At 50.8% G+C, this 22,721-nt stretch carries 19 protein-coding genes; 1 reads left to right on the top strand and 18 read right to left on the bottom strand.

Going from position 1 to position 22,721, the window contains the following annotated elements; genetic code table 11:
• Positions 1-28: 28 nt before the first annotated feature.
• Genes ABC831_RS02985 through ABC831_RS02965 form a run of 5 tightly spaced genes read right to left on the bottom strand, consistent with a single transcriptional unit; the run spans position 29 to position 5,912 of the window.
• Complete coding sequence (locus tag ABC831_RS02985; protein WP_343246756.1) at positions 29-1,222, bottom strand: M24 family metallopeptidase; 1,194 nt, start codon at positions 1,220-1,222, stop codon at positions 29-31.
• Between the two features lie 30 nt (positions 1,223-1,252).
• Positions 1,253-2,242, bottom strand: a complete 990-nt coding sequence (locus tag ABC831_RS02980) for an ABC transporter permease (RefSeq protein ID WP_343246755.1) — start codon at positions 2,240-2,242, stop codon at positions 1,253-1,255.
• Positions 2,243-2,286: 44 nt separating this feature from the next.
• Positions 2,287-3,774 carry a sugar ABC transporter ATP-binding protein gene (locus tag ABC831_RS02975; RefSeq protein ID WP_343246754.1) on the bottom strand — a complete coding sequence of 496 codons (1,488 nt, stop codon included), beginning with the start codon at positions 3,772-3,774 and terminating at the stop codon, positions 2,287-2,289.
• A 22-nt stretch (positions 3,775-3,796) separates the two neighbouring features.
• Entirely contained in the window at positions 3,797-4,828 is a 1,032-nt protein-coding gene (locus tag ABC831_RS02970) for an ABC transporter permease (protein ID WP_343246753.1), read from the bottom strand.
• Positions 4,818-5,912: a sugar ABC transporter substrate-binding protein gene (locus tag ABC831_RS02965; RefSeq protein WP_343246752.1), complete on the bottom strand. Its 1,095-nt coding sequence runs from the start codon at positions 5,910-5,912 to the stop codon at positions 4,818-4,820. The genes ABC831_RS02970 and ABC831_RS02965 overlap by 11 nt, the downstream gene beginning before the upstream one ends.
• Before the next feature lie 452 nt (positions 5,913-6,364).
• On the opposite strand from ABC831_RS02965, the gene ABC831_RS02960 reads away from it, so the two are divergent.
• Positions 6,365-7,384 carry a LacI family DNA-binding transcriptional regulator gene (locus ABC831_RS02960; RefSeq protein WP_343246751.1) on the top strand — a complete coding sequence of 340 codons (1,020 nt, stop codon included), beginning with the start codon at positions 6,365-6,367 and terminating at the stop codon, positions 7,382-7,384.
• Here ABC831_RS02960 and ABC831_RS02955 read toward each other — a convergent pair whose 3' ends face one another.
• The 13 genes from ABC831_RS02955 to ABC831_RS02895 all read right to left on the bottom strand — a co-directional run bounded on the left by ABC831_RS02955 (position 7,385) and on the right by ABC831_RS02895 (position 22,691).
• Positions 7,385-7,837 carry a threonine/serine exporter family protein gene (locus ABC831_RS02955; protein WP_343246750.1) on the bottom strand — a complete coding sequence of 151 codons (453 nt, stop codon included), beginning with the start codon at positions 7,835-7,837 and terminating at the stop codon, positions 7,385-7,387.
• Entirely contained in the window at positions 7,834-8,631 is a 798-nt protein-coding gene (locus tag ABC831_RS02950; RefSeq protein WP_343246749.1) for a threonine/serine exporter family protein, read from the bottom strand. Before ABC831_RS02950 ends, ABC831_RS02955 begins: the two co-directional genes overlap by 4 nt.
• 141 nt (positions 8,632-8,772) lie before the next feature.
• Positions 8,773-10,656, bottom strand: coding sequence for an aryl-sulfate sulfotransferase (locus ABC831_RS02945; RefSeq protein WP_343246748.1), 1,884 nt, complete (start codon positions 10,654-10,656; stop codon positions 8,773-8,775).
• Positions 10,657-10,740: 84 nt separating this feature from the next.
• Positions 10,741-12,129 (bottom strand): SLC13 family permease, encoded by a 1,389-nt coding sequence (locus tag ABC831_RS02940; RefSeq protein ID WP_343246747.1) that lies wholly within the window; start codon positions 12,127-12,129, stop codon positions 10,741-10,743.
• Between the two features lie 222 nt (positions 12,130-12,351).
• A complete protein-coding gene (locus ABC831_RS02935) occupies positions 12,352-13,182 on the bottom strand; it encodes a phosphoenolpyruvate hydrolase family protein (protein WP_343246746.1) in 831 nt (276 codons plus the stop codon).
• Positions 13,183-13,195: 13 nt separating this feature from the next.
• Complete coding sequence (locus tag ABC831_RS02930) at positions 13,196-14,401, bottom strand: Tm-1-like ATP-binding domain-containing protein (RefSeq protein WP_343246745.1); 1,206 nt, start codon at positions 14,399-14,401, stop codon at positions 13,196-13,198.
• Between the two features lie 381 nt (positions 14,402-14,782).
• Positions 14,783-15,985, bottom strand: a complete 1,203-nt coding sequence (locus ABC831_RS02925) for a phosphoenolpyruvate hydrolase family protein (RefSeq protein ID WP_343246744.1) — start codon at positions 15,983-15,985, stop codon at positions 14,783-14,785.
• Between the two features lie 68 nt (positions 15,986-16,053).
• On the bottom strand, positions 16,054-16,818 hold the full coding sequence (aroD, locus tag ABC831_RS02920; RefSeq protein WP_343246743.1) for a type I 3-dehydroquinate dehydratase: 765 nt from the start codon (positions 16,816-16,818) through the stop codon (positions 16,054-16,056).
• Positions 16,819-16,960: 142 nt separating this feature from the next.
• Positions 16,961-18,895 carry a molybdopterin biosynthesis protein gene (locus ABC831_RS02915; RefSeq protein ID WP_343246742.1) on the bottom strand — a complete coding sequence of 645 codons (1,935 nt, stop codon included), beginning with the start codon at positions 18,893-18,895 and terminating at the stop codon, positions 16,961-16,963.
• 65 nt (positions 18,896-18,960) lie between these two features.
• A complete protein-coding gene (locus ABC831_RS02910) occupies positions 18,961-20,190 on the bottom strand; it encodes a molybdopterin molybdotransferase MoeA (RefSeq protein ID WP_343246741.1) in 1,230 nt (409 codons plus the stop codon).
• A gap of 60 nt (positions 20,191-20,250) precedes the next feature.
• On the bottom strand, positions 20,251-20,949 hold the full coding sequence (locus tag ABC831_RS02905) for an ATP-binding cassette domain-containing protein (RefSeq protein WP_343246891.1): 699 nt from the start codon (positions 20,947-20,949) through the stop codon (positions 20,251-20,253).
• The gene (locus tag ABC831_RS02900) at positions 20,942-21,634 is read right to left on the bottom strand and encodes an ABC transporter permease (RefSeq protein WP_343246740.1); all 693 of its coding nucleotides are present in this window, start codon (positions 21,632-21,634) and stop codon (positions 20,942-20,944) included. Before ABC831_RS02900 ends, ABC831_RS02905 begins: the two co-directional genes overlap by 8 nt.
• 91 nt (positions 21,635-21,725) lie before the next feature.
• Entirely contained in the window at positions 21,726-22,691 is a 966-nt protein-coding gene (locus ABC831_RS02895; RefSeq protein ID WP_343246739.1) for an ABC transporter substrate-binding protein, read from the bottom strand.
• Positions 22,692-22,721 lie beyond the last annotated feature (30 nt).

Raw genomic sequence — 22,721 nt, 5'->3', positions numbered from 1 at the left:
TTCCTCCCTTCGTATGTTCATGCATTCATCAACTGCCTTTTAAATACTTCTGAATAAAGCCGCGGATATATGGTGTCAGGCTTTCGAATCCATCTTCCGTAATCAGGAATCCCTCTTCGATCCGGTTAGATCCTCCCGGCATTCCAAAAAGACTGATATCCGTGTTCACCGTCATCCCTGACTGGAAGCAGTCGGACGTGTGTTCATCCGGATAGGGAGACTCCGCTTCCGAACTTCCGATCCCATGCATCGGCGGATAGATGTCATACTGTTCCAGATTCTTACTTCGAAAATAGTTCCTTACTGCCTTTACAATCCCGTTCATAGGGTGTCCGGGTATGATCTGCTGCAAAGCGATTTCCGATGCCTCCATCAGTATCCGTATCACTTCTTCCGTCTCAGGTGAATAATGTCCTACGGCAAAAGGCGCGCCGCTGCTGGCGATATAACCTTCATACATAACAGCGATCCCGCACATAATCATATCTCCGTCTTCGATCACCTTGTGCTGAGGTCTCCCCACGATGGATTCTGTTCGTTTTCCTGATGCCAGAATAGTAAATACAATCTGCTCCGCCCCTGCTTTTCTAGCCGCATATTCTGCTTGTGCAGCCGCCTCTATCTCTGTCATACCAATCAGGCGGTCTCCAAGCTCATAGACTGCGGCAAATCCAAGGTCAGCCTGACGGCCCGCCTCTTTTAAACACCGGATCTCCGCGTCACTCTTGATCAGTTTCACCGCCCGCATCACTGGATTGGCATCGATTGGGTCTACCTGAAATGACTGTTTAATATCATCCAAAAGATACAGGGACATCGAATCTATTCCGGCGATCCCCAGGCGCCGCACTTTCCCTGAGGCATTGATTTCCCTGGCCAGATTGCAAAAGTCTGTATAGCTGGCCATAGGATAATCGATCTCCTCCGGCACATAAATACCAGCCAGTCCGGGATGGAGACGGATATCATTCCAAACGGACATCTCCCGGGCAATCATTTCTCCCTCAGGGGCACACATTAATACCGGCTCCCCGTTCTTTGGTATCAGCAGAATCCCACGTTCAAACAACGGCCAGTAATTACTGACATAGCGCAGGTGCTCCCTGCGATATTCGTCGCCGTAGACCAATAGCAGATCCAGATTATTCTTCAGCATCTCCTCCCGTATACGGGTAATCCTTCGTTCAAATTCACTTCGCGGTATCCCATTACCTATTTTCATTTGATTCATCCTCCTGCGTGCACTGCCGCGTCAGCGCAGCACGCCTTTATAGTTGATACTGTCCAGCATGACAGCCAGGAATATGATTGCGCCCCGGACTATGGTATAGGCATAGGGAGACGCATTTACCATAGCCATCCCATTGGTAATCAGTGTAATCAAAAGGATTCCCACCACTGCCCCTGGAAGAATCGTTGCCTTACCCCCAAACAAACTGGCACCGCCAACTACCGCAGCCGAGATAGCGATAAACTCATTGCCTTCACCAAAGGTGGCCGCAATCGTTCCGATCTGTCCGGCAGAGAGTATTCCTCCCAGAGCGGCCAGCACCGCGCAGATCACATAAACAAGGATCATATCCCTGTCCACATTTATTCCGATCCTCTTCGCATTCTCCGGATCGTTTCCTATAGCCATCAGATGCCTCCCGAAAGTGGTGGATCGCAATATATAATTCGTCACTGCCAGCAGCACGATGAAAATGATCAGTACATAAGGAATGTTAAAGATCCGACCACTGGCCAAAGGACTCATAAAAGTAATATTAAACTGTCTGGTATTAGAAATCGTCAGTCCCAGTCCCCGCATCACGCTTCCAACAGCTAATGTGGTAATAAATGGGACCATCCTGAACTTTGTAATGATAATGCCGTTCAGGAGTCCGAATACAACACCCACTGTAATCGCAATCCCCATACATGCCACCAGGGCAGCCGTAGAATTTAAAAAATTTTTACTTACGCTGACCGTCATCACACCTACCAACGTACTGGCCAGAAACATATTTCTGCCGATCGATATGTCAATCCCACCTACTGTAAGCACGAAAATAATACCAATTACCGCGATTCCGTGAGGAGATGCCTGCTGCAATATCAGAATCAGATTATTAAATGTCAGAAAGTTTGAATTCGAGACGCTGAAATAGATCATCAGCAGCAGGAAGATCAGATACATCCCGTAACGCACAGCATACTGCAGAATCCGTTTCCCCACATTTCTTTCACAGGCTTTTGTCATCTGTACTTACCCCCTTTATTTGCCTTGTATTTTCAGGCGTACAATCATAAAGCAAACTTCATGATCTGTTCCTGTGAATACTCTTCCTTTTGCACCTCACTCGTCAGCCGCCCATTAGCCAGCACCAGGATCCGGTCGCAGATCCCCATAAGCTCCTGCATCTCCGACGATACCACCAGAATCGCGGACCCTTCCTTCGCCATATTCAGAATGAGCCTGTAGATCTCATGTTTGGCTCCCACATCCACACCGTGGGTTGGTTCATCCACCAGAAATATCTTCGGCTCTTTCAGAAGCCATTTTCCCATAACTACTTTCTGCTGATTTCCGCCCGACAGGCTATTGGCTGCCTGACGATCCGGGTGCGGCGCTTTGATGCCCAATGTATTTACCATCTTCCGGCACAACCCGGCCTCCGCTTTTGTATCCACGACTCCCAGAGGACCGGTCAGCTCTTCATTTTTCACCATTAGCAGGTTGGTGCTGACCGTCCTGGGCATAAGCAGCCCCTCCTCCCGGCGGTTTTCCGTAATAAATGCCATCCCTTTATGGATACATCTGCCCGGGGAGGGTTTTTTCATTTCCTGTCCGAACACCACTATCTCTCCGCTTTCCAATGGATCCAGCCCGAACACCGCCCGAAGAATCTCAGTCCTCCCCGCGCCCATCAGTCCAAACATTCCCAGGATCTCCCCTTTGCGCAGATGGAAAGACACATCTTTTACAAATCCCGCGCAGCTTAAATCGTTCACTTCCAGAACTGTTTCCTGAACCTCCTTTTCTATGGATGGATAAACCTGAGTCAGCTCCCGCCCTACCATATAGCGTATCAATCCGGCTCGGTCATACCGTTCCTTATCATCGGTATGCACCACTTTCCCATCCCTCAGCACACAGATCCGGTCGCACAACAGCAGCACATCCTCCAAAATATGGGAAATATAGATAATCGAAACACCACTTGCCTTTAAGTCCCGTATCGTTTTAAATAGTTTCTCCTTTTCCCGGTTGGATAAAGATGTAGTCGGTTCGTCAAAAATAATCACCTTCGCATTTTTCATCAGAGCCTTGGCTATTTCAACCATCTGTCTGGAGCCCATGGGCAGATTCCCCATTTTCGCAGAGGTCCGGACATTCAGATCATATTTTTCTATGTATTCCTGGCTCTTTTCCCGGATTTTCTTCTTATCGATTCTACCCAGAAAACCCTTAGGAAAGTTGTCGATGAACATATTTTCCGCCACACTTAAATTGGTAAACAGGTTCAGTTCCTGATGGATGAAAGCGATTCCTTTTTCTGTAGCGTATTTCGGCGAAGAGGGTTCGTAGGGTTCTCCCATGTATTCGATGTTCCCCGCGCTCATTGGGAAAATACCTCCCAGTATATTCATCAGTGTGGATTTTCCGGCTCCGTTCTCCCCCACCAGACCCAGGATTTCTCCATGGCGCAGTTCCAGATTCACATGATGCAGCACCTCCACCGAGAAGAAGCTTTTGCAGATATCGTTTAATTTTAAGATCACATCGGACATATCCTGATTCTCCTTTCCCGGCTTAGTTTTCCTGATACGCGTTCTGCCGCTTCATAAAATAATCCACCATGGCCACGACAAAGATCAGAATTCCCTGTACCAACAATATAATATACCAGGTTACGTTCATGAGGTTCATGACATCGGTCATCAGGGACATGAAAATCACCCCCAGAAGCGTCTGTTTTACACCGCCGGAGCCTCCCAGTACACTGGTACCCCCGATGATTACTGCCCCAATTATATTTAAAAATACCTTATCCCCCAAAGTCGGAATTCCTGATTGATTTCTGGCCGTCGCCAGGATACTGGCGATCCCGGCATACAGGCCGCACAGCACGAACAGGAGGAAAACTGTCTTTTTCACCGGAATGCCAGATACTTCCGCGGTTCTGGCGTTGGTTCCCACTGCGTAGACATTTCTTCCGAACCGGGTTTTCGTCAGTAGCCAGTCAGAGAAAAGGAATACAGCGGCGGCGATCAGTACCGGTACAAAGAACCAGTTTCCAAGCCCGCCCAGAATACTGAACGCCGGCGGCAGCCCTGCGATCGTGGCAGACAGCGTCGTCTCAGCCGCAATCGAGTTGACGAACAGCACAGCGGCGCCGGAACCGATCATCTGCATCACCAGTGTAACGATAAAGGACGGCATCTTAAGTCTGGTCACCGCAGCTCCATTAATGATTCCAAATACCGCCCCTGTACCTGCCATCATAAGAACCGCGGCGCAGATCCCCATCAGGGGACTTGCGGCAAGCGGGGTTCTGGCCATAATGTAAGCACCAAGTACACTGCCCAGGGAAAGAACGGAGGTAATGCTGAAATCGATCCCGGCGTTTAACTGAACCAATGTCAGACCACAGGAGAGAATCAGCAGATCGGTGGACTGCAGCAACAGATTCTTCAGATTAAACACTGTAAAGAAATTAGGAGTGAAGAATATCGCAATCGTTGCCGCTGCCGTCAGGAAAACCAGGATCGGATATTTTATGATCACTGCCGTAAGCTTATGCAGTTTTTCTTTCACACAGATCACCCTGCCTTTATTCCACATCGGCCCAACTCCAGATCGCAGGGCCCGTTTCCTCTACATTTTTATAAGTTGCCAGCGTCGCCCCGTAGACGATCTGCCCGTCGTCCGCTTCCTCTTCCCCATTCAGAATCTTAACCGCATGAATCACGCTCTGCACTCCGCAGTCCACCGCGTCAAAGGCTCCGTCCACTTCGCTGTATCCATCCTTTAACACCTGCATACCTGCCGCATCACCGTCACTGGAGAGGATCACCACATGCCCTTCTTCACCGATCCTATGCCAGCGGTTCACCTGCTGTAGCGCACTCTGTACGGAGGGAATCAGCAGATCGGAAGGAACAATGATCATATTAATCTCCGGATTGGATTGCAGCCAGTTCTGCATTCCCTTTAAAGCCGTCTCCTGGTTCCATTCAGTCGGCACCTCCCCGACGATCTCAATGATGTCCGGATGTTCTGCGATCACTTCCTTGAAACCGGTGGACAATTTCACAGTCGCGGAATCACCAAGGCTTCCAAGAAGCAGCAGCGCCTGATAAGGTTCCGTAATCTTTCCTTCCTCCTTTACATCGTCCACAAACCACTGGATAATATCCTTTCCCATCTGGTAAGTGTCTGCCACCACGGATTTCGCTGCCTGTGCTCCTTCAATGGCCCGGTCGCACATAATCACTGGAATTCCCGCATCCATCGCTTCCTGTACGGTAACGGCTATTGATGTGCCGTCTAACGGGATACAGATGATGGCGTCGACTTTCTGGGATATCAGATTCCTCATCTGCTCATTTTGTTTATTAATGTCGTCGTCTGCCATCAGGGTTACCAGCTCTACCCCCATCTCTTCTGCCGTAGCCGTAATCCCATTATAGGTCCCCACATAATAGGGGGAAAATAAGGAGCAGATCGAAACCCCGACCGTCATACCGCTGTTCCCTTTTTCCTGTCCAGGCGCCGGCTTATTGCCATCCTGCCCGGAATCTTTGGCATCGGTTGATTCTGATGTGGGAGCGGATGCCGTTTCCTTATCCTTTTGATCCGCGCATCCGGCGGCTGCCAACGCAATCAGGACTGCAGCCATGAATAATGCAAATAACCTTTTGAACATAATTTTCTCCTCCTTTGTGAACAGATCAATGTCTCCTCTGGCCCTTTGGTATCTCAGCATTTTAAAGTGGGACTAAATTTTAAACTTTTTCTCTTATTTTACATTTCTTCCCTTCATTGTTTTAATGATTTTAATCGATTATTTAAACCATTTTAATTAAAGAAGTCCCTTTTGAATGCTGTTTTATACCTATTATGCTAGCTTTTATTTGCTATTTTGTCAATATTCGATGTGTTTTTTTTAAATTTTTATTTATTTTTTATTATTTACTATTTTTTACACAGGTTTTCTCCTATGCTCTTTGTTTAAAATATACATAAATTTTAAATCATTTTATTAAAATATTCTCTTGAATTTTAAAATAGAACTTGCTATGATAGATACAGCAAAAATCAAAATAGAATATTGGCTGCAGACACAAAAGAAAACATACTCCAAAAGGAGGACTGAAATTGAATCTAAAAGATATCGCACAAGCCGCACAGGTCTCACCTGCCACCGTATCCCTGGTGCTGCATAACAAAAAAGGGGTAAACAAAGAAACCCGGGAACGTCTGACCGGGCTTCTCTTACAGAATGGATATGTTATTGAATCAGAACCTCTCCCGTTCAGCCAAACCAGAAGCATCCGTTTTTTGAAATACAGCCTGCATTCTTATCTGGTTGACGGAAACGCAAATTTCGTATCCTCCATGATCGACTCCATCGAACACGAGTCCAGACGGCTGGGCTATAACCTCATTATGACCTCATTCGATGCCCATAACGCCGGGGAAGTTTTCGATATGCTGCGCAGCCAGCCCCAGGAGGACGGGCTGATTCTGCTGGGAACCGAGTGGTATCCGCACGACAATACCTACCTGCAGGAACTTCATTCTCCGCTGGTTATCGTGGATAACCTGCTGGTTCATGAGCCTTATGACTGCGTGGTTGCCAACAATGAACAGTTGTCCTATATCGCTGTCAAGCATCTGGCCGATCTGGGACATCAAAAGATAGGCCTGTTAGCCAATTCCCTGCCCACCTGTAATTGCCAGAGTCTGAGATCATCTTATAAATCTGCTCTGCAAACCCTGGGCCTTCCCTTTGATTCCTCACTGATCCATGAAGTGCCTCCTTCCCTCTCCGGTTCCTATGAAAGCACAAAAGCCCTGCTGCGCCAGGGTGTCACATTCCCGTCCGCCATGCTGGCGATCAATGACTGTATTGCTCTGGGCGCCATCAAGGCTTTTAAGGAAGCCGGCGTGAAAGTGCCGGAGGATATCTCTGTTGTAGGAATCGATAATATCTCTTTCTCCGCGATCTCCGATCCGCCGCTGACCACCTGTAACGCTTATCCTGCAGATCTGGGTATCTGGGCGGTACGCCTCCTGGATCATAAGATCAGCCATCCGGATTCTCCTGTACAGAAGATGTTGATCGACGGAGACTTAATTATTCGGAATAGTACCAGGCACTACAGGCCCAGATAGTTACTTTTTTTGCTTTGCCCTGGCCCGCTTCCGGTCGTATCTCAGAAACAGCAGGAAGATGGAATCGATCAGAAAGATCGCAAGGGCGATCGCTCCGGCAATCATAAATGTCTCAAACAGATACGCCTTAACTGCCTCAAAATCTTTCTCCAGCATATAGTAAACCACACGGAACATACCGACACCAGGTACGATCGGCAGAATTCCCGGAACGAAAAACGTGGTTACCGGAGCTTTCCGGCTCCGGGCCAGGATATTGGACAGCAGGGCAACCACGATGGCGGAAATCAGGCTTCCCATAATCGTGCTGTTTTCCACGTGAAGCACCACCAGATAGATGAGCCAGCCAAGAGCACCGGTAGCGCTGGTATACAGCAGATATTTCCTGGGGACCTCCAGAATGATGGAGAAGCACAGGACAGATACGAATGCACCGATAATCTGTAGGATCATAGCAGAACCTCCCATCCGAACAAACTGCAGATGCCAAGGCCAAGCCCCACTCCCAACGCGATCGCCAGAGCTTTTACAAAAGCCTCCAGCATTCTGGCTCCGCCGGACATATAATCCCCCTGGAGGGTATCACGGGCCGCGTTAGTCACCGCTACCCCCGGCATCATCGGCATCATGGTCGCTATGATGATCAGGTCCAGATGGACCGGTACCGGCAGGAACCGGCCCACCGCACAGGCACAGACCGCGATGGACGCACAGATACAGAAGTCACGGATAAACGGTCTCAGACCGATCCGGTTGCCGGCATAGGTCAAGGCTGCCATCAGGATACCGCACACTGCCGCGTTCAGACAGTCGACGGCGTGTCCGCCCAGCAGCATCGTATAGAAGATGGACACCAGTACCAGACACAGATTGACAAGATGGGGACGGTAGATCTTCTCCCGGGATACGGACATCAGCTCTTCCCTGGTCTCTTCCAGTGTCAGGGCACCGGAACAGAAACGCCGGGATATCTCATTCACCCGGCAGATCCGGTTCAGATTCGTATCTCTGTTCTTAATCCTGCGTACGACAGTAATGGGATGCATGTCCCGGTCGGAAGCCGTCACCAAAATGGAGGTAGTCAGCACGACCGCTTCCACCCTGGCAGGCTTTTGCGCTTCCAGCATATGGGTAATCGTCTCTTCACAGCGGTAAGTCTCCGCATTATTTTTTAACATGATCTCACCGGCCAGTACGGCGGTATCTGTCAGGGATTGATAATCCACGTGATCACCCCTTTCTCTCATTTATGTTAGCATCATAGCACATGCCCCATACCGCTTCAAGGGTCAAAAACCGGCGGCTTTGAACTTTCTTCAAAGCCGCCGCTTCTTCAAAACAGCCGTTTTCCCATATATCACATTTCAATAGAACCAGTCTGTTCCGTATCAAAAATCTAATGTAATCCCTGTCTCGTAAATGTACTCATCTACCAATAGCTGCACGCGGAATTTCCCGCCGAGCCCCTTCTTGTTGATAAACAGATCCACATTCCGGGGATTGTTTTTCAGGAACGTTCCGACACACATTGCTTCGAAATTCTTAGATGCCGACGTGTTGATGTAATAGCGATGGACACGGTCATCCTCACCCGTCAGCAGCAGCATGGCCAGCTGTCCTTTTTCATATGTGGCATTGAACAGGATCCGGTCCTCTTCTTCCGTAAGGGAAGCTTCATAGTGATCCGGTACTGCTTCTGCGGCAGCCTGTGCCGGCACCTCGGTGTCGAATTCCCCGGTAACGCTCATGGTGCCGCATACCCGTCCGGCTCCCAGCTCCATCACTTCTCCGGCGTAATAAGCCGGCAGTTTCTCGGCCCGGAATACATTGGACGGAACATGCAGTTCATAGACCACCTCATCATTTACGATCTCACAGGTGATGGAATTCAGGCTGCAGTCCGGCCCCGTGCCGTCCATACTGCCCAGACCCTCCAGAGGTTCTCCGTCCTTGTACGCGATTCCTCCGGAATGTACCATATACCGACCTTCCCCATAATACTCCACATTGCAGATATAAGGGGAAAAGAAATCCGCTCCCCGCTCTTTTCCATACTGCCAGACCTGGCGGACCTTGCGCGCTTGTGTGTCGATCTGGTAACGGACACCCCGGGAATAGCTGTCGGCCGCTTTGGCATACTGTTCCTTAATCTTCGAGCGGTAATGACCATTATCGAACATCATGATGTCCCCGTCCGGGCAGACCAGAACGCCGTGCTGTTCATAGGACCATTCAAATGGTTCCCCTACCGGTGTGAAAAAGTAACGATTTACAAAATCCTCCGGCCAGCCGGTCGGGTCACCGAGCACCCAGTTCAGTTCCCCGCTCACATAGTCGATATTGATGACCGCATCCTGATGCCGCCCCGACAGCGTGACAGAGTCGGTTTTTTTATCATACCACACGGCGTTATTATGGAACCAGTCGTGGGCGGAACCGGAACCGGAATAGGTAGCGGCACACTGGTAGGGCAGCAGCTTTTTATAATCCCAGGTACGGATAATCTTACCTGTCCTGCGGTCTACCAGCGCCAGTACGTCCTCCACCGTTTCCGCATCCGGTGCCTGGGTCAGCATTAGAATATTGCCGTCTTCCATCTCAAATGTGTCGTGATGATAACCGCCCGGTACACGGTATTCCCGGTAGATCTTGCCATGAACCCCCATCTCGTAAACACCGCTGACGTAATAGGGCAGACGGATCAGACGGTCGGTTCCCACCAGCAGATGTCCGTTGGCCAGCCGCTTCATGTCAAAAGATACGTTCACAGTAAGATACCAGCGGACATCCCCCCGGTAATCACAGGCCAGCGCATCCGCTTTGGAAGTCTGCGTCAGGAAGATAAAATTGTCACCCATATGCTCTTTATTTTCTTTGCAGAAGGTGGGCACCGGTACCTCCGGAGCCAGGGGGCTGGTGCGGATCTTGATCAGGCTGGTCTCGCCCCCTGATGTCTTAAGTTCCACCGTATTCTCATAGTCCCCGTATAACCCATATACCGGCAGGATATGTACCGTATTGCGCGGAAATGTATGGGAAATATTTCCTGCGGACTCTTTGCCCCTTACCGTCAGAGTAACCTCCTGCTTTACTTCTGTGCGGAATAAGACCAGGGCAGTTAACGGAGAGATCAGATAGGGGTTCAGTTTAACCAGAGGGGATTTCAGAGTATAATTTCCCTGTTCAAACTCCGCCAGTATCTCCTGCTCTGCCTTGTTCTGCTTAGTGATCAGATGTTCTTTTTTTTCATATTTTATTGTTTGCGCGTCCATTGTTTTCCTCCAGTCCCGCAGTTTTCTGCGGTATACATGCAGGCAGAATCCCCTTTGTCAGAGGACCTGCCGTATCAATACCAGTTACTTCAAGAATCCGGTCAGCGACCAGTAAGGGAATATGATAAGGATCAGGAATATAATGCTCAAAACCGTACGGGTCGTACAGAATTTGATCGCCTTCTTCATATCGAATACATCGTAGCTGAACAGGATCAGGAACAATGCCCACTCATAGGGGAAGAACAGCTGTTCCACGCCCCATACAAAGCTGAACGTCGTACCTACGATGCTCAAACCGAGTTTGGAAGCGATGTCGATAAACAGCGGTGAAAATGCCGCCATACCGGCCAGCGGCGTCATCATCATGTCTGTGACCACACCGGTCAGCCATGCAAACGCAGTCATTCCCAGGTTTCCTACATTTTGTAAAAGCGGCATCACGATGCTGCTGACCAGATCCGCGACACCGACAGCGTTGGACATGCTTCCGATGGACATGGTCGCGGCCACGAAGAATACCATCGGGAAATTCACAGACTTCAGATCTTCCACTTCAGCCACCTGCACACCCGGCAGATAGCAGGCGATCACCGCCAGGGAGAACAGCCATCCGGCATCGATATTGGTAAATATCATAGCGATAACAAGCAATACCAGGACAACCAGGAATTTGATCTCTTTGGGCTTCATTTTTCCGAGTTCTTTATATTTTTCTACAAAATACTCTTTCCCGTCGATCTGCACATCCTGTTTGAACAGAATCCGTACCATAACCAGCAGGACAAGGGTCCAGATCAGCATGACCGGGAAGTTGCTGATGAAATATTCCATCCAGCTTACCGCGTGACCGGTTTCTTTTAAGTAGGAGTTGACCAGCTGAAGATTCTCACTGGCGGATAAGTACAGCCAGGCCGGAGCGATCGCGGCTACAAAGCCTGCGAACATAATACCGGCTCCGGTATTACTGTTGTTCTTTATTTTCAGGGCATGATAGATACCATAGCAGAGGGCGCAGTACAAAGCCACACGGCCGGTCATATTCGGCACCAGTAACGCAACGATCACGCCTGACAGGACGATTCCCGTGACGATACCTTTGTAAGAGCCTCCGGTCTTAACGATGAAAAAATATGCAATTCTCTGCATCAGCCCGCTTTTTTCAAATATAACGGATAATGTCAGGCCTCCCAGGGACAGCCACACAACAGACCCTGTCCAGGGCGAAAGTACCACTGCCGCCGGTGCCACACCCCATAGAATAGCCCCGATCGTCAGCAGCAGCCCGGAGATATAGACAGGCATCAGGTTCAAAGCCCAGGTCAGAATCGCCCACGCCGTAACGACGAAAAATTTCCTCATCTCCGGTGTGACCGCATCTGACTGCGGAATGATGAAATACAAAAGTGCCGGAACCCCGATCGCAATCACCCATTTTATAATCTGTCCATACGGTATAGATTTTTTGTTCATTCCCCAATCCTCGCTTTCAAATATAGAAATCTGCCAGTAAAATTCCCCATAAGGGGCGAACCCTAATCATGGTTCTTTCATTTGCCTTGTTTTTAAGGCATACAGGTATACCTTGAAGCTTTTTCATGCAATAGAAACATACTGGTATTGCATGAAAAAGCTTTTGACCATAGTGTAATGCTATATGGCAAAAGCTTTTTCAAAAGCGCACCCTTCTCGTATTTATCTATGAACATCCTTGAAAGCTTCTGTCTGCGCTTTAATACCTCTCTCAGCAGCAAACCGTTCGATACTGGACGCTCCGAAGAATCCGTCGATTTCCGGAATTCTCTCGATGACATACTGCGCATCTTCCGGCTCCGCGATCGGTCCGCCGTGGCAGATGACCATAACATCCGGATTAACGCTTCTTCCGCCTTCGATGATCGCTTTGATTTTCACCACACAGTCATCCAGTGTGAGGGCGGTCTGCGCGCCGATGGTTCCCTTGGTAGTCAGTCCCATATGGGCAACCAGAATGTCGGCTCCTGCTTCCGCCATGGCTTTCGCCTGGTCCGGATCGAATACGTAGGGGCAGGTCAGCATATCCAGCTCATGAGCCTTGCGGATCATATCCACTTCCAGGCCATAACCCATACCGGTTTCTTCCAGGTTCTGGCGGAACACGCCGTCGATCAACCCTACGGTAGGGAAATTCTGCACGCCGTTAAATCCCATATCCTTAAGCTGTTTCAAATATACATCCATCACACGGAACGGGTCGGTTCCGCACACGCCGGCCAGTACCGGTGTATTCTTAACTACCGGGAGCACTTCAGACCCCATCTCCACAACGATCTGGTTCGCGTCGCCGTAGGATAACAGTCCGGATAGGGATCCTCTGCCTGCCATCCGGAAGCGCCCGGAATTATAGATGATCAGCATATCAGCTCCGCCTGCTTCACTGCTCTTGGCGGTGATACCGGTGCCGGCGCCTACACCTACCAGAATTTTACCATTAGCTGTTTCCTGTTTGAATTTTGCTAAGATCTCCGTTCTTGACATTGTGTTCATTTTACATATCCTCCTATTTCATCATTTCTATTAATTTCTCTGCTGCCGCTTCGGCAAACGCAGGATCATTGATATTGCAGTCCATTTCCTCAATTTCCACAACTTCTGTGTTTACTTTACTCTTTAAGGTGTTGAACAACACCTGGTCTTCCGAAGGCCCATAGAAGGCCCCGCCTTCCATGTCTATCGCGGATACCCCTTTCAGCGGAAGCATCAGCACTGTTTTTTCCGAGGCCATGTTCAGTTTCTCCGCCAGCTTTTCGCCGATCCGGGCATTTTCCTCCTCGGTGGTGCGCATCAGCGTGACCATCGGATTGTGCTTATAGAGATTCCGGCCCGCGAATTTCTCCGGAACCGTGTCGTAGGGCCCGAAATTTACCATATCCATGGCTCCCACCGATACCACCTGGGGAATCCTGCACAGGGAAGCCGCTTCGCTGCGGTGAGGGCCTGCGTTCAGGACACCTCCGATCAGTTCGTCGCACCACTCCGTTGTGGTCAGGTCCAGCACGCCCTTGATGAATCCGGCGCGGATCAGCATTTCCATGGAGCGCCCTCCGATTCCTGTGGCATGGAACACCAGCACCTCATACCCGCGTTTCTCCAGATATTCCCTCGCATGGGTAATGCAAGGTGTCGTCACTCCGAACATGGTAGCTGCGATCAATGGCTTTTCCGGTACTGTTTTCTTATTTTCAAAGCTCACCATTCCGGCGATGGCGAATACGGCATTGGTAAATATTTTCACCGAAATACTGTTCAATCCCGACACGTCCACGATCGACGGCATCATGACGATATCGCTGGTCCCCACATACTGCTGCGTGTTCCCGGAAGCCATGGTGGATACCATCACCTTCGGCACACCGATGGGCAGCGCCTGCATAGCCGGCGTCACCAGCGCCGTTCCTCCGGAACCTCCGAAGGATAATATTCCATCAAACTTTCCCTCATCGTAAAGTCCTGGCAGAAGCTTTTCCATCCCTTTGGACAGCACTTCCATGGCCCAGGCCCTGTCTTTTCTGGCTACAACGTCTTCTATCTTCTCCCCTGCCGCTGCCGCCAGCTCCTGATTGGAGACATCCGGCGTAAATGCCGGTTCGAATACCCCTGTATGTATCATATAGGCCTTCAATCCTATGCTCTCGATCAAATCCTTCACATAAGCAAATTCTTCCCCTTTTGTATCAAAGGTTCCTGCTACTGCTATTGTTTTCAAATACCTTCCTCCTTTCATTCTGTTATTCGGCAACTTATACCATTGCTCAGGTTGTATCATTGCCCAACTTGTACGGTTGCCTGACTGATTCCGTTGTTCTGCTGCTTTTCCATGTGACACTTATCTTTCCTGCATTTTCTGATCCGGCCGGATCTCTCAGAATTCCTATTGTGGAATCCACTGTCTCTTTCTTTGTATTTGGTTTTATGGAACAGGTTGTGTCCCTTTGTAAAAGTTTTTTATTTCATAGGAGCACTTCCTATGAAAAAATAAAAGAAACAGTAAATGTTTGATAAGTACATTTTACTGTTTCCCTCTTCATTAGTAAATGTGGTTATATTTGTATCTTATGTGGTTATATTGGTTTTTCTCCCGTATTCATCAGATATTTTTTGTGTTTATATTAGATTTCCGAAAATCCGTCGGAGAAACGCCCTTGTACTTTTTAAACATCTTGCAGAACTGGGCATAGTCTGTATATCCAACCATATTAGCCACTTCGACAAACGGAATTCCCGTATCCTCCATAAATTCTGCAGCACGGTCCATTCGGAACCGCACCAGGTATTCACTGAAACTCATCCCCTCCTCTTTTTTGAACAGAGTGCTCAGATAAGAAGCGGAGATATGGGCCGCCATCGCCAGATCCCCAAGATGAATCTGGCTCCGGTAATTTTCCTGAATAAACTGTTTGACATAATTTATGTAATCATAATTCCGTCCATTTCCCATGAGTACTTTATATACCACATTGTCCTCGTCCAGACTGCCGGAGGTCTTATAAGCCCGGGTTACATTCAGAATAGCCTTTTCCGCCGGAATTCTTTCAAATGAAGATCCTCCTATGAACCCCTGACAATCAGTTGTTTCATAGATATACTGCATATCAATGGGGGTTTTAATCGGTCCGCCGTAGACGACCTTGATCACATCCGTCCTGCCTTTGCACACATCAAAGATTCTTCTGGCCAGCATGGCGGACTGTTCCAGGGATACGACTTTTTTGGGCCCCAGCACGCCTCCTGTGGTCAGTCCCAGATGCGCACAGATGATATCCGCTCCGGCATCCAGCATCTTCCTGGCCTGCTCCTCGTCAAATACATAGGCGATGGTCAGCAAGTCCAAAAACCGGGCGATCCGGATCGCCTCCACCTCCCGGTCATAGGTGACCTGCTCTTCCTCCAGTGCTTCCCGGAAATGACCGTCGATCAGGCCCACGGTGGGGAAGTTGTTTATACCAGCGAAGCCAAGCTCTTTGATTTTTGATATGTAATCGTAGAGGTGGATGGCCGGGTCACTGGCATTGATTCCAAATATAACCGGGGTATCCGGTATCACCGGCAGAAGTTCCCGGGTGGCGAATTCCATAACGATATCATTGCTGTTGCCATAACAAAGAAAACAGCACAGGGAGCTTCTGCCCATCTGCCGGAACCTCCCCGCACTCAAGGCCAGGATCAGGTCCGCCCCTCCCAGCACCGTGTATTTGGACGTCATTCCGCTTCCGGTGGCGACACCGATAATATGGCCGTTGACATGGATCTGGGCGTGCAGTTGTTTTAAGATCATTTCCCGATCAGGCATATATACCACTCCACTTCCGTAAGATGCTTTGAAAATTCAGCAAGGTTATTTTGAGCGTTACTGCTATTTCACGATAGATTCTCATGTATCGTCCTAAGAACGGTTACCAATTCCGATACTGGGATCTGTCCTGGCGCGGAGGCCTGTTTCGCTGATCCAAAGGTCACACTGGAGCCGAATTCCTCCCCGCACAGCCGGCTGATCAGCCCTCTTACGCCCATGGACATGGTAATGATCGGGCGGTCTGCATACCCGGTGACCATCTCCTGCGTCGCATCCAGCAGGTTCAGTACATCCCGTCTGTTCCGGGGCATAACGGCCAGTTTGGGGATATCCGCACCTGCCTCCTGCATTCCCCGAAGTCGGGCCAGCATCTCTTCCTTTGAAGGAGTCTCCTGGAAATCGTGACTCGACACGATGGCCCTTACTCCGGATTCATGGGCTGCCTTCAGACACTTGTGCAAGTCCTCCCCCACAGTAAAATACTCTATATCAACCAGATCAATCAGTCCTGTCCCGCTCGCCCTGACCACAAGTTCCGTGTACTCAGCAGCTGTGATCGACTTTTCCCCGCCTTCCAGAGCCGTGCGGAATGTAAATAGAAGCGGCAGATCACCTGCTGCCTCTCTTAACTTTTCCAAAACTTCGTTCACCCGTTCAAAATCAAATACATCGGCAAACCAGTCCGCACGCCATTCCACGATATCTACCGGCAGGCCGGGCAGCTCCGCCGCCTGATCTATGATCTCTTTCTCCGTCGCGCCTGCAATGGGCACGCAGATCTTCGGTATACCCTCTCCGATTCTGACATTGCGTATGATAACCGGGTTCATGTGTGTTTCCCTCCATCTGTTTTCCTTTAACAGCTTTAAACTTTGTTAGCATTACTTTGTTCATTTACTTTGCCGGCCTTATTTTTCCAATCATTGGTAAATTATAGCACGTAACCCGACTCTGCTCAATGGATATATCATGTTATTTATCCGGCTGTTTATCAAACCCATGAATCAGAATCTGCTCCCCGGTTCCGAAAGTATCATATCCTCCCAGCTCTTTAAGCTTCATCCGGAATGCTTTACTTGTCAGCACATCCAGGAATGCCTGTATATGCGGAAGTTCCAGAGCCTTCGGGTAGAGCGCAAAGTCGTATTCCTCCGCTCCGATCGGAAGGAAATCCAGATCCATGGCCTTCGCGGCCGACTGAATCCCCATCCCGGCGTCTGCCCCGTCGCTGCTCACCAGAGCCGCTACGGCCATATGGGTTGATGCCTCATGGGAGTATCCGTCTATTTCCTCCGGCGTAAGCCCATTTTCACTCAGAAGATAGTCAAACAGAATTCTGGTTCCGGCCCCCCTCTGCCGGTTCACGTACCGATGGCCCGGCAGATCACTGATTCCCCTGATCTTCAGAGGATTTCCCTTTTTGACGATCAATCCCTGAATCCGTTTCACACCCTTGATCAGCAGAACCGGTTCGTGAAAAAGTTCTTCCAGGTACGGGATGTTATATACACCGGTCTTCTGATCCAGCAGATGGACCGGAGCCACATGGGCTTCCCCCCGGAGCAGTGCCATGAGGCCGCCCATACTCCCTACATGGGTGCTGCTCAAAAACATATGCGGATGCAAATTCGGCATCAGGTCCGCCAGGACATCCAGCAGCAGGTCATGGCTTCCGATCACCATCACCGTATGTTCGATTTCTGACAGGCTTCGGAATAACTCCACCTGCACCGTTTCTCCTGCCTCCACGCCTTCGCTGTTCTGGCCGATGACACAAAAACCATCCGCCCTCACCAGGGACATGGCCGCGCCCGCGCCCCTGGCCAGCGGTGCGGCGATCAGCTTCTCATCCACCTTTCCAATCTTAACCCTGACATACTCTTTATATTTCAGGCTGGAGATCAGGCGTCTCGACAGCACCGCTTCGGCACAGGCTACCGGCTGCCGGTTCCGGTCTAAGAAAAGATCCATCACCGGTATCACAAAATTCTGAAAGCCGATGAAGGCGGACACCGGGTAGCCCGGAAGCCCGATTACCGGTTTCCCGTCCACAACAGCCAGTATCACCGGCTTTCCTGGTTTTATCGCCACGCCATGAACGATCACCTGCCCCAGCTCTCTTAACACATGCACGGTATAATCCTCCGTCCCCGCGCTGGACCCGGCATTCACCAGCACCATATCATGGTCCTGTACAGCCGTATGGACCGCCTGCCGAAGCAGCTCATAATCATCAGGAACGGGCGGCAGACGGCGGGGCACTCCCTCCTGCTCTGTCACCATATTCTCAAACATCCGGGAATTTGACTCGATGATCTCACCCTCCCGCGGCTGCCGTCCAGGTTCAATCATCTCAGAACCGGTAGGGATCACCGCTACCAGCGGCCGCCGGATTACCTCCACGTCCACAATCCCTCCTGCAAGCAATACGCCGATATCAATCGGACGAATCCTGTGTCCTCCGGGCAGAATCATTTCGCCGGCCACGATATCCTCCCCGATGGGCCGCACATGCTGCCACGGCGCGGCGGACGCCAGAACCCGGACGACAGCCGGGTCCTCCGTCTCCACCAGCTCCTCCGCCATAATCACCGCGTTGTATGGGGGCCTGATCGGATCACCGGTATCGATCATCTGACAGTCCTCGCCGATCACCAGCTCTGTGGGTTCCCGCTCGGAGGCATGGTTCGTGGTCTTTGCCATGACAGCGACTCCGTCCATGGCTGCCGAATTGTAAAGAGGAGAACAATATTTTGCATAAACTGCCGACTTCGTCACCCGGTTCAGCGCTTCCGTTACCGGTATCCTCTCATAACTGACGCGGATGACCGCTTCCAGTGCCTTCCGATAGATCCGGACCGCTTCTTCTGCCGGAGTATTATTCAGATACAGATTCCGTTTCTCCATCTTGCTTCTATCCTTTCCCAACTGCCCTGTAAAGTATTATAAGATGCAAAGCAGCCCCGTTATCTCTATAACATCCACACGCGGACCCTTTCCCCAGTACACAGTCCTTCCCGGTTAACCGGTATCATCGTATAACCGTCCGCTTCCGTCAGTGTGGTGATCAATCCCGACTTTCCAAACACCGGCCTGGCCAGGTATCCGTCCTCACCGGGCAGCAGCCGTACCAGCTGGCAGGTCTCCCTCCCCGGCGCTCCCGGCACATTGCATTCCATCTGCGCCGGGATACAGACCGTTTGTCTTTCCCCCCGGAGTTTCTTAAACATCCGCCCGAACAGCAGGACAAATACAAGCATTGCAGCCGCAGGGTGTCCCGGCAGCCCGGCCAGAACCGTACGGCTGCGCTCATCATATCCCAGGATGGTCGGTTTTCCCGGTTTTAACGCCAGTCCGTGGGTAAATACTCCCGGCTTTGCAAGCCGGTCGATCACCTCAGCGGTAAAATCCTTATTTCCCTGTGAGCTGCCACCGGAGAGCAGCACCAGATCACTGTCCCGCATGGCAGCATTTACCGTCTGTAAGAACTGCTCTCTGTCATCCTGCAAAAGGCCGGTACGAATCACATCGCAGCCATACTGGCAGGCCAGCGTTTTCAGCACCCCCGTATTGATATCCCGCATCTGTCCGGGACCAGGCATAATTCCCGGCTCCACCAGTTCATCACCTGTGGATAAAACCGTAACCCGAAACGGGGCGAATACCGGAATCTCTTCGATTCCTGCCGCCAAAAGCCCCCCGATCTCCTGGGCACGGATTTTAGTTCCTTTTTTGATAAAAACATTCCCGATGCGGATATCATCCCCCACGGGCACCACATCTTTTCCCGGGGATACCGACTGCCCTACCGCGATCTGTCCTGTGCCGAAAGGTTCACAATATTCGATCATCACCATGGCATCCGCTCCCTCCGGAATCATACCTCCGGTGGGAACATAGGCACACTGACCGCTATGTAACCGATGCCCGGGAACTTGTCCTGCGCTCACTTCCTCCGTCAATTCCAAAAAAACCGGAAGAGTTTCCGCCGCCCCCTGTGTATCCTGTGCCAGCACAGCATATCCATCCACCGTGGAACGCCGGAACCCCGGGATATTCTCTGTACTTACCATATCCCCGGCCAGAATACTTCCCAGCGCTTCCCCTGTCCGGACCCGATGCGTCTTAAGCGGCAGCTTTTCAGCCGCCCGGAGCAGCTTCTCCATCGCCTCTTCCAATGTATCCACTCTCAGCAACTTCATCTTTACCTCCAAGTGTGCATGTTACAGCACATATAGGTTTATGGGGGAACAGCTTTTTGTTCATCCATTTCCTTTTCCATCATGCACTTTTAATAGTTCCCTGTCTAAAAAAGCCCGAAGCCTTTCTTCCCCGCAGCTGCGAATCACTTCCCGGGCAGGGCCGCTGACGGCCAGCTCCCCCTGCGACAGAAAGTGAATCTGATCACACATACGGTATATATGGGAAAGCTGATGGCTGATCATCACCCAGGTGACGGCGGACTGTTCCTGGATCTCCCTGATCCACTGCTCGAACAGCTCCACACTGTCCGGGTCCAGATTCGATAGGGTTTCATCCACAATAATCAGCTTCGGCCGAAAGATCATGGCACGGATCATGGACAATTTCTGCCGTTCCCCTCCGGACAGACTGCCCGCGTACTGGTCTTTCTTCTCCCACAGCCCGCAGCGGGTAAGCCACGGCCTGATATCTGCCTCTTTGGGCTTCATCCCCCGAAGTTTCAGCGGATACGCCGCATTCTCATAGACACTGGCATGCATCAGATAGGGTCTCTGGGCGGTCATGGTAATCTCCCTTCCGGTCAGGCCCTCCCTGTCGATCCGCCCGGAATCCGGTGTCAGGATTCCCATCATCAGTTTCGCCAGCGTGGTTTTCCCACAGCCGTTTCCGCCGATCAGCCCGTGAATACACCCGCCTTCCAGCCGCAGTTCCGGAATCCGAAGGCAGAAATCCCCGACCCTCTTTTGGATATCAATCATTTTCAACGGGTATTTCCTCCTTTCGGAAAAAGTCCGCCAGGCACTGCAGGAGAAAAGCCATCAGTAATAGGATCAGCCCCAGGGCCACTCCCTCCGTAAAGATTCCCTGGCTTTTCAGCAGAGAAATGGCCGTAGTCATGGTACGGGTATTTCCCTTGATATTTCCTCCCACCAGCATAACCGCTCCCACTTCACTGATAGAACGCCCGAAGCCTGAGAGAATGGCAAAATAGATTTCATTTTTCATCTCCCGGAGCATCAGCCGGTTCGTCTGCATTGGATTTGCTCCCATCGTAACGGCAAAGCTGCGGATGGCGGGCGCAGTGCGCACCGCGTAAGAATAGACCATCCCGCATATAATCGGTGTGATGATGAGAGTCTGCGCCAGCACCATACCCTTGATCGTAAACAGCCAGCGGAACGCCCCCAATGGTCCCCGCCGCATCAAAAGCATATAGACCAGCAGGCCGATCACCACCGGCGGCACTCCCATCAAGGTCCTGTTCACCCGCACCGCAATACGCCTGCCTGGAAAATGGTGTTTCTCCAGCAGCAGTCCCAGCGGGATTCCCAACAGAGCGGAAATCACGGTGGAACAGACCGCCATCTGAAACGTCACCTTTATAGAGCTTAATACCCCTACATTGGAAAATGTCTCATTGATCCATTGTTCAATCGCGTTCATTCCCGGCCCCTTTCCTGTGAAATGAAAACAGCACCGCATCCGCCGGAAGACCTTGGTCCTACGCGGATACGGCGCTATGCATCTTCGTATTTTATGAATCGGTTCCGGCATTGGGCACAAAGAGCGCCTGCCCGTATTCTTCCACACCGTATTCGCCGATTAGCTGCTGCACCTTTTCAGAGCAGATCCAGTCGATGAAATCATTGGCTCCCACGTTATTGATATCAGGATATTTATCCGGATTCACCGCGATCACCCCGTACTGATTCAGCAGGCTGGAATCCCCCTCACAGACGATCTCCAGCTCCAGCGGTACCGTGGCATCCTTCTTCATCTTCAGATACGTTCCCCGGTCTGTCAGGCAGTAAGCCTCCCTCTCATCCGCCATCGTCAGCGTAGCGCCCATGCCCTGTCCGGATTCCACATATTCCGGGTCCTTGGCCGGATCAAGGGCCAGCTTCTTCCATATTTGTTTTTCTTTCTTATCTGTGCCGGAATCGTCTCCCCGGGAGACAAAAGGAAGCTGGTCTTTGATGATCTGCGAGAAAACAGCTTCTATATTATCTGTATGCGCGATCGGCTCAGCCGGCCCCGCCACGATAAAATCATTGTACATCACCGGAAAACGCTCCACCCCGTAACCCGCTGCCACAAATTCTTCCTCGCTGGCCTTGGCATGTACCAAAACTACGGCCACATCTCCGTTCTCGCCCATTTTCAGGGCTTCTCCCGTACCGACCGCGTCCCACTGCAGATCCCAGCCGGTATCCGCAAGAAATATGGGCTTCAGGTAATCCAGCAGCCCCGTATCATCGGTGCTGGTAGTCGTAGCCATCAAAAGCACCCCTTTTTCTTCCACCGGAGTCTGTTCCGGTTCTGCCGGTACCGAGCTGTCCACCGGAGCGGCAGCCTTAGCCGGCGGTGTTTCGGGCGCCTCCGTAGCCGCCGGTTCCGCCGGCCCGGCAGGCGCTTCTTCCTTTTTTCCGCAGCCCGCGGCAGCAGTAATGATCATGAGCAGGCACAGAATGAGTGACAGGATCTTTCTTGCTTTTTTCATCATAACCCTCCCTTAAAACAGAATCATTGA

Source organism: Diplocloster hominis, from assembly GCF_032380655.1.
GTDB lineage: Bacteria > Bacillota > Clostridia > Lachnospirales > Lachnospiraceae > Diplocloster > Diplocloster hominis.
Note: the sequence above shows the minus strand (reverse complement) of the source record. Positions and strands in the feature narration are given on the sequence as shown.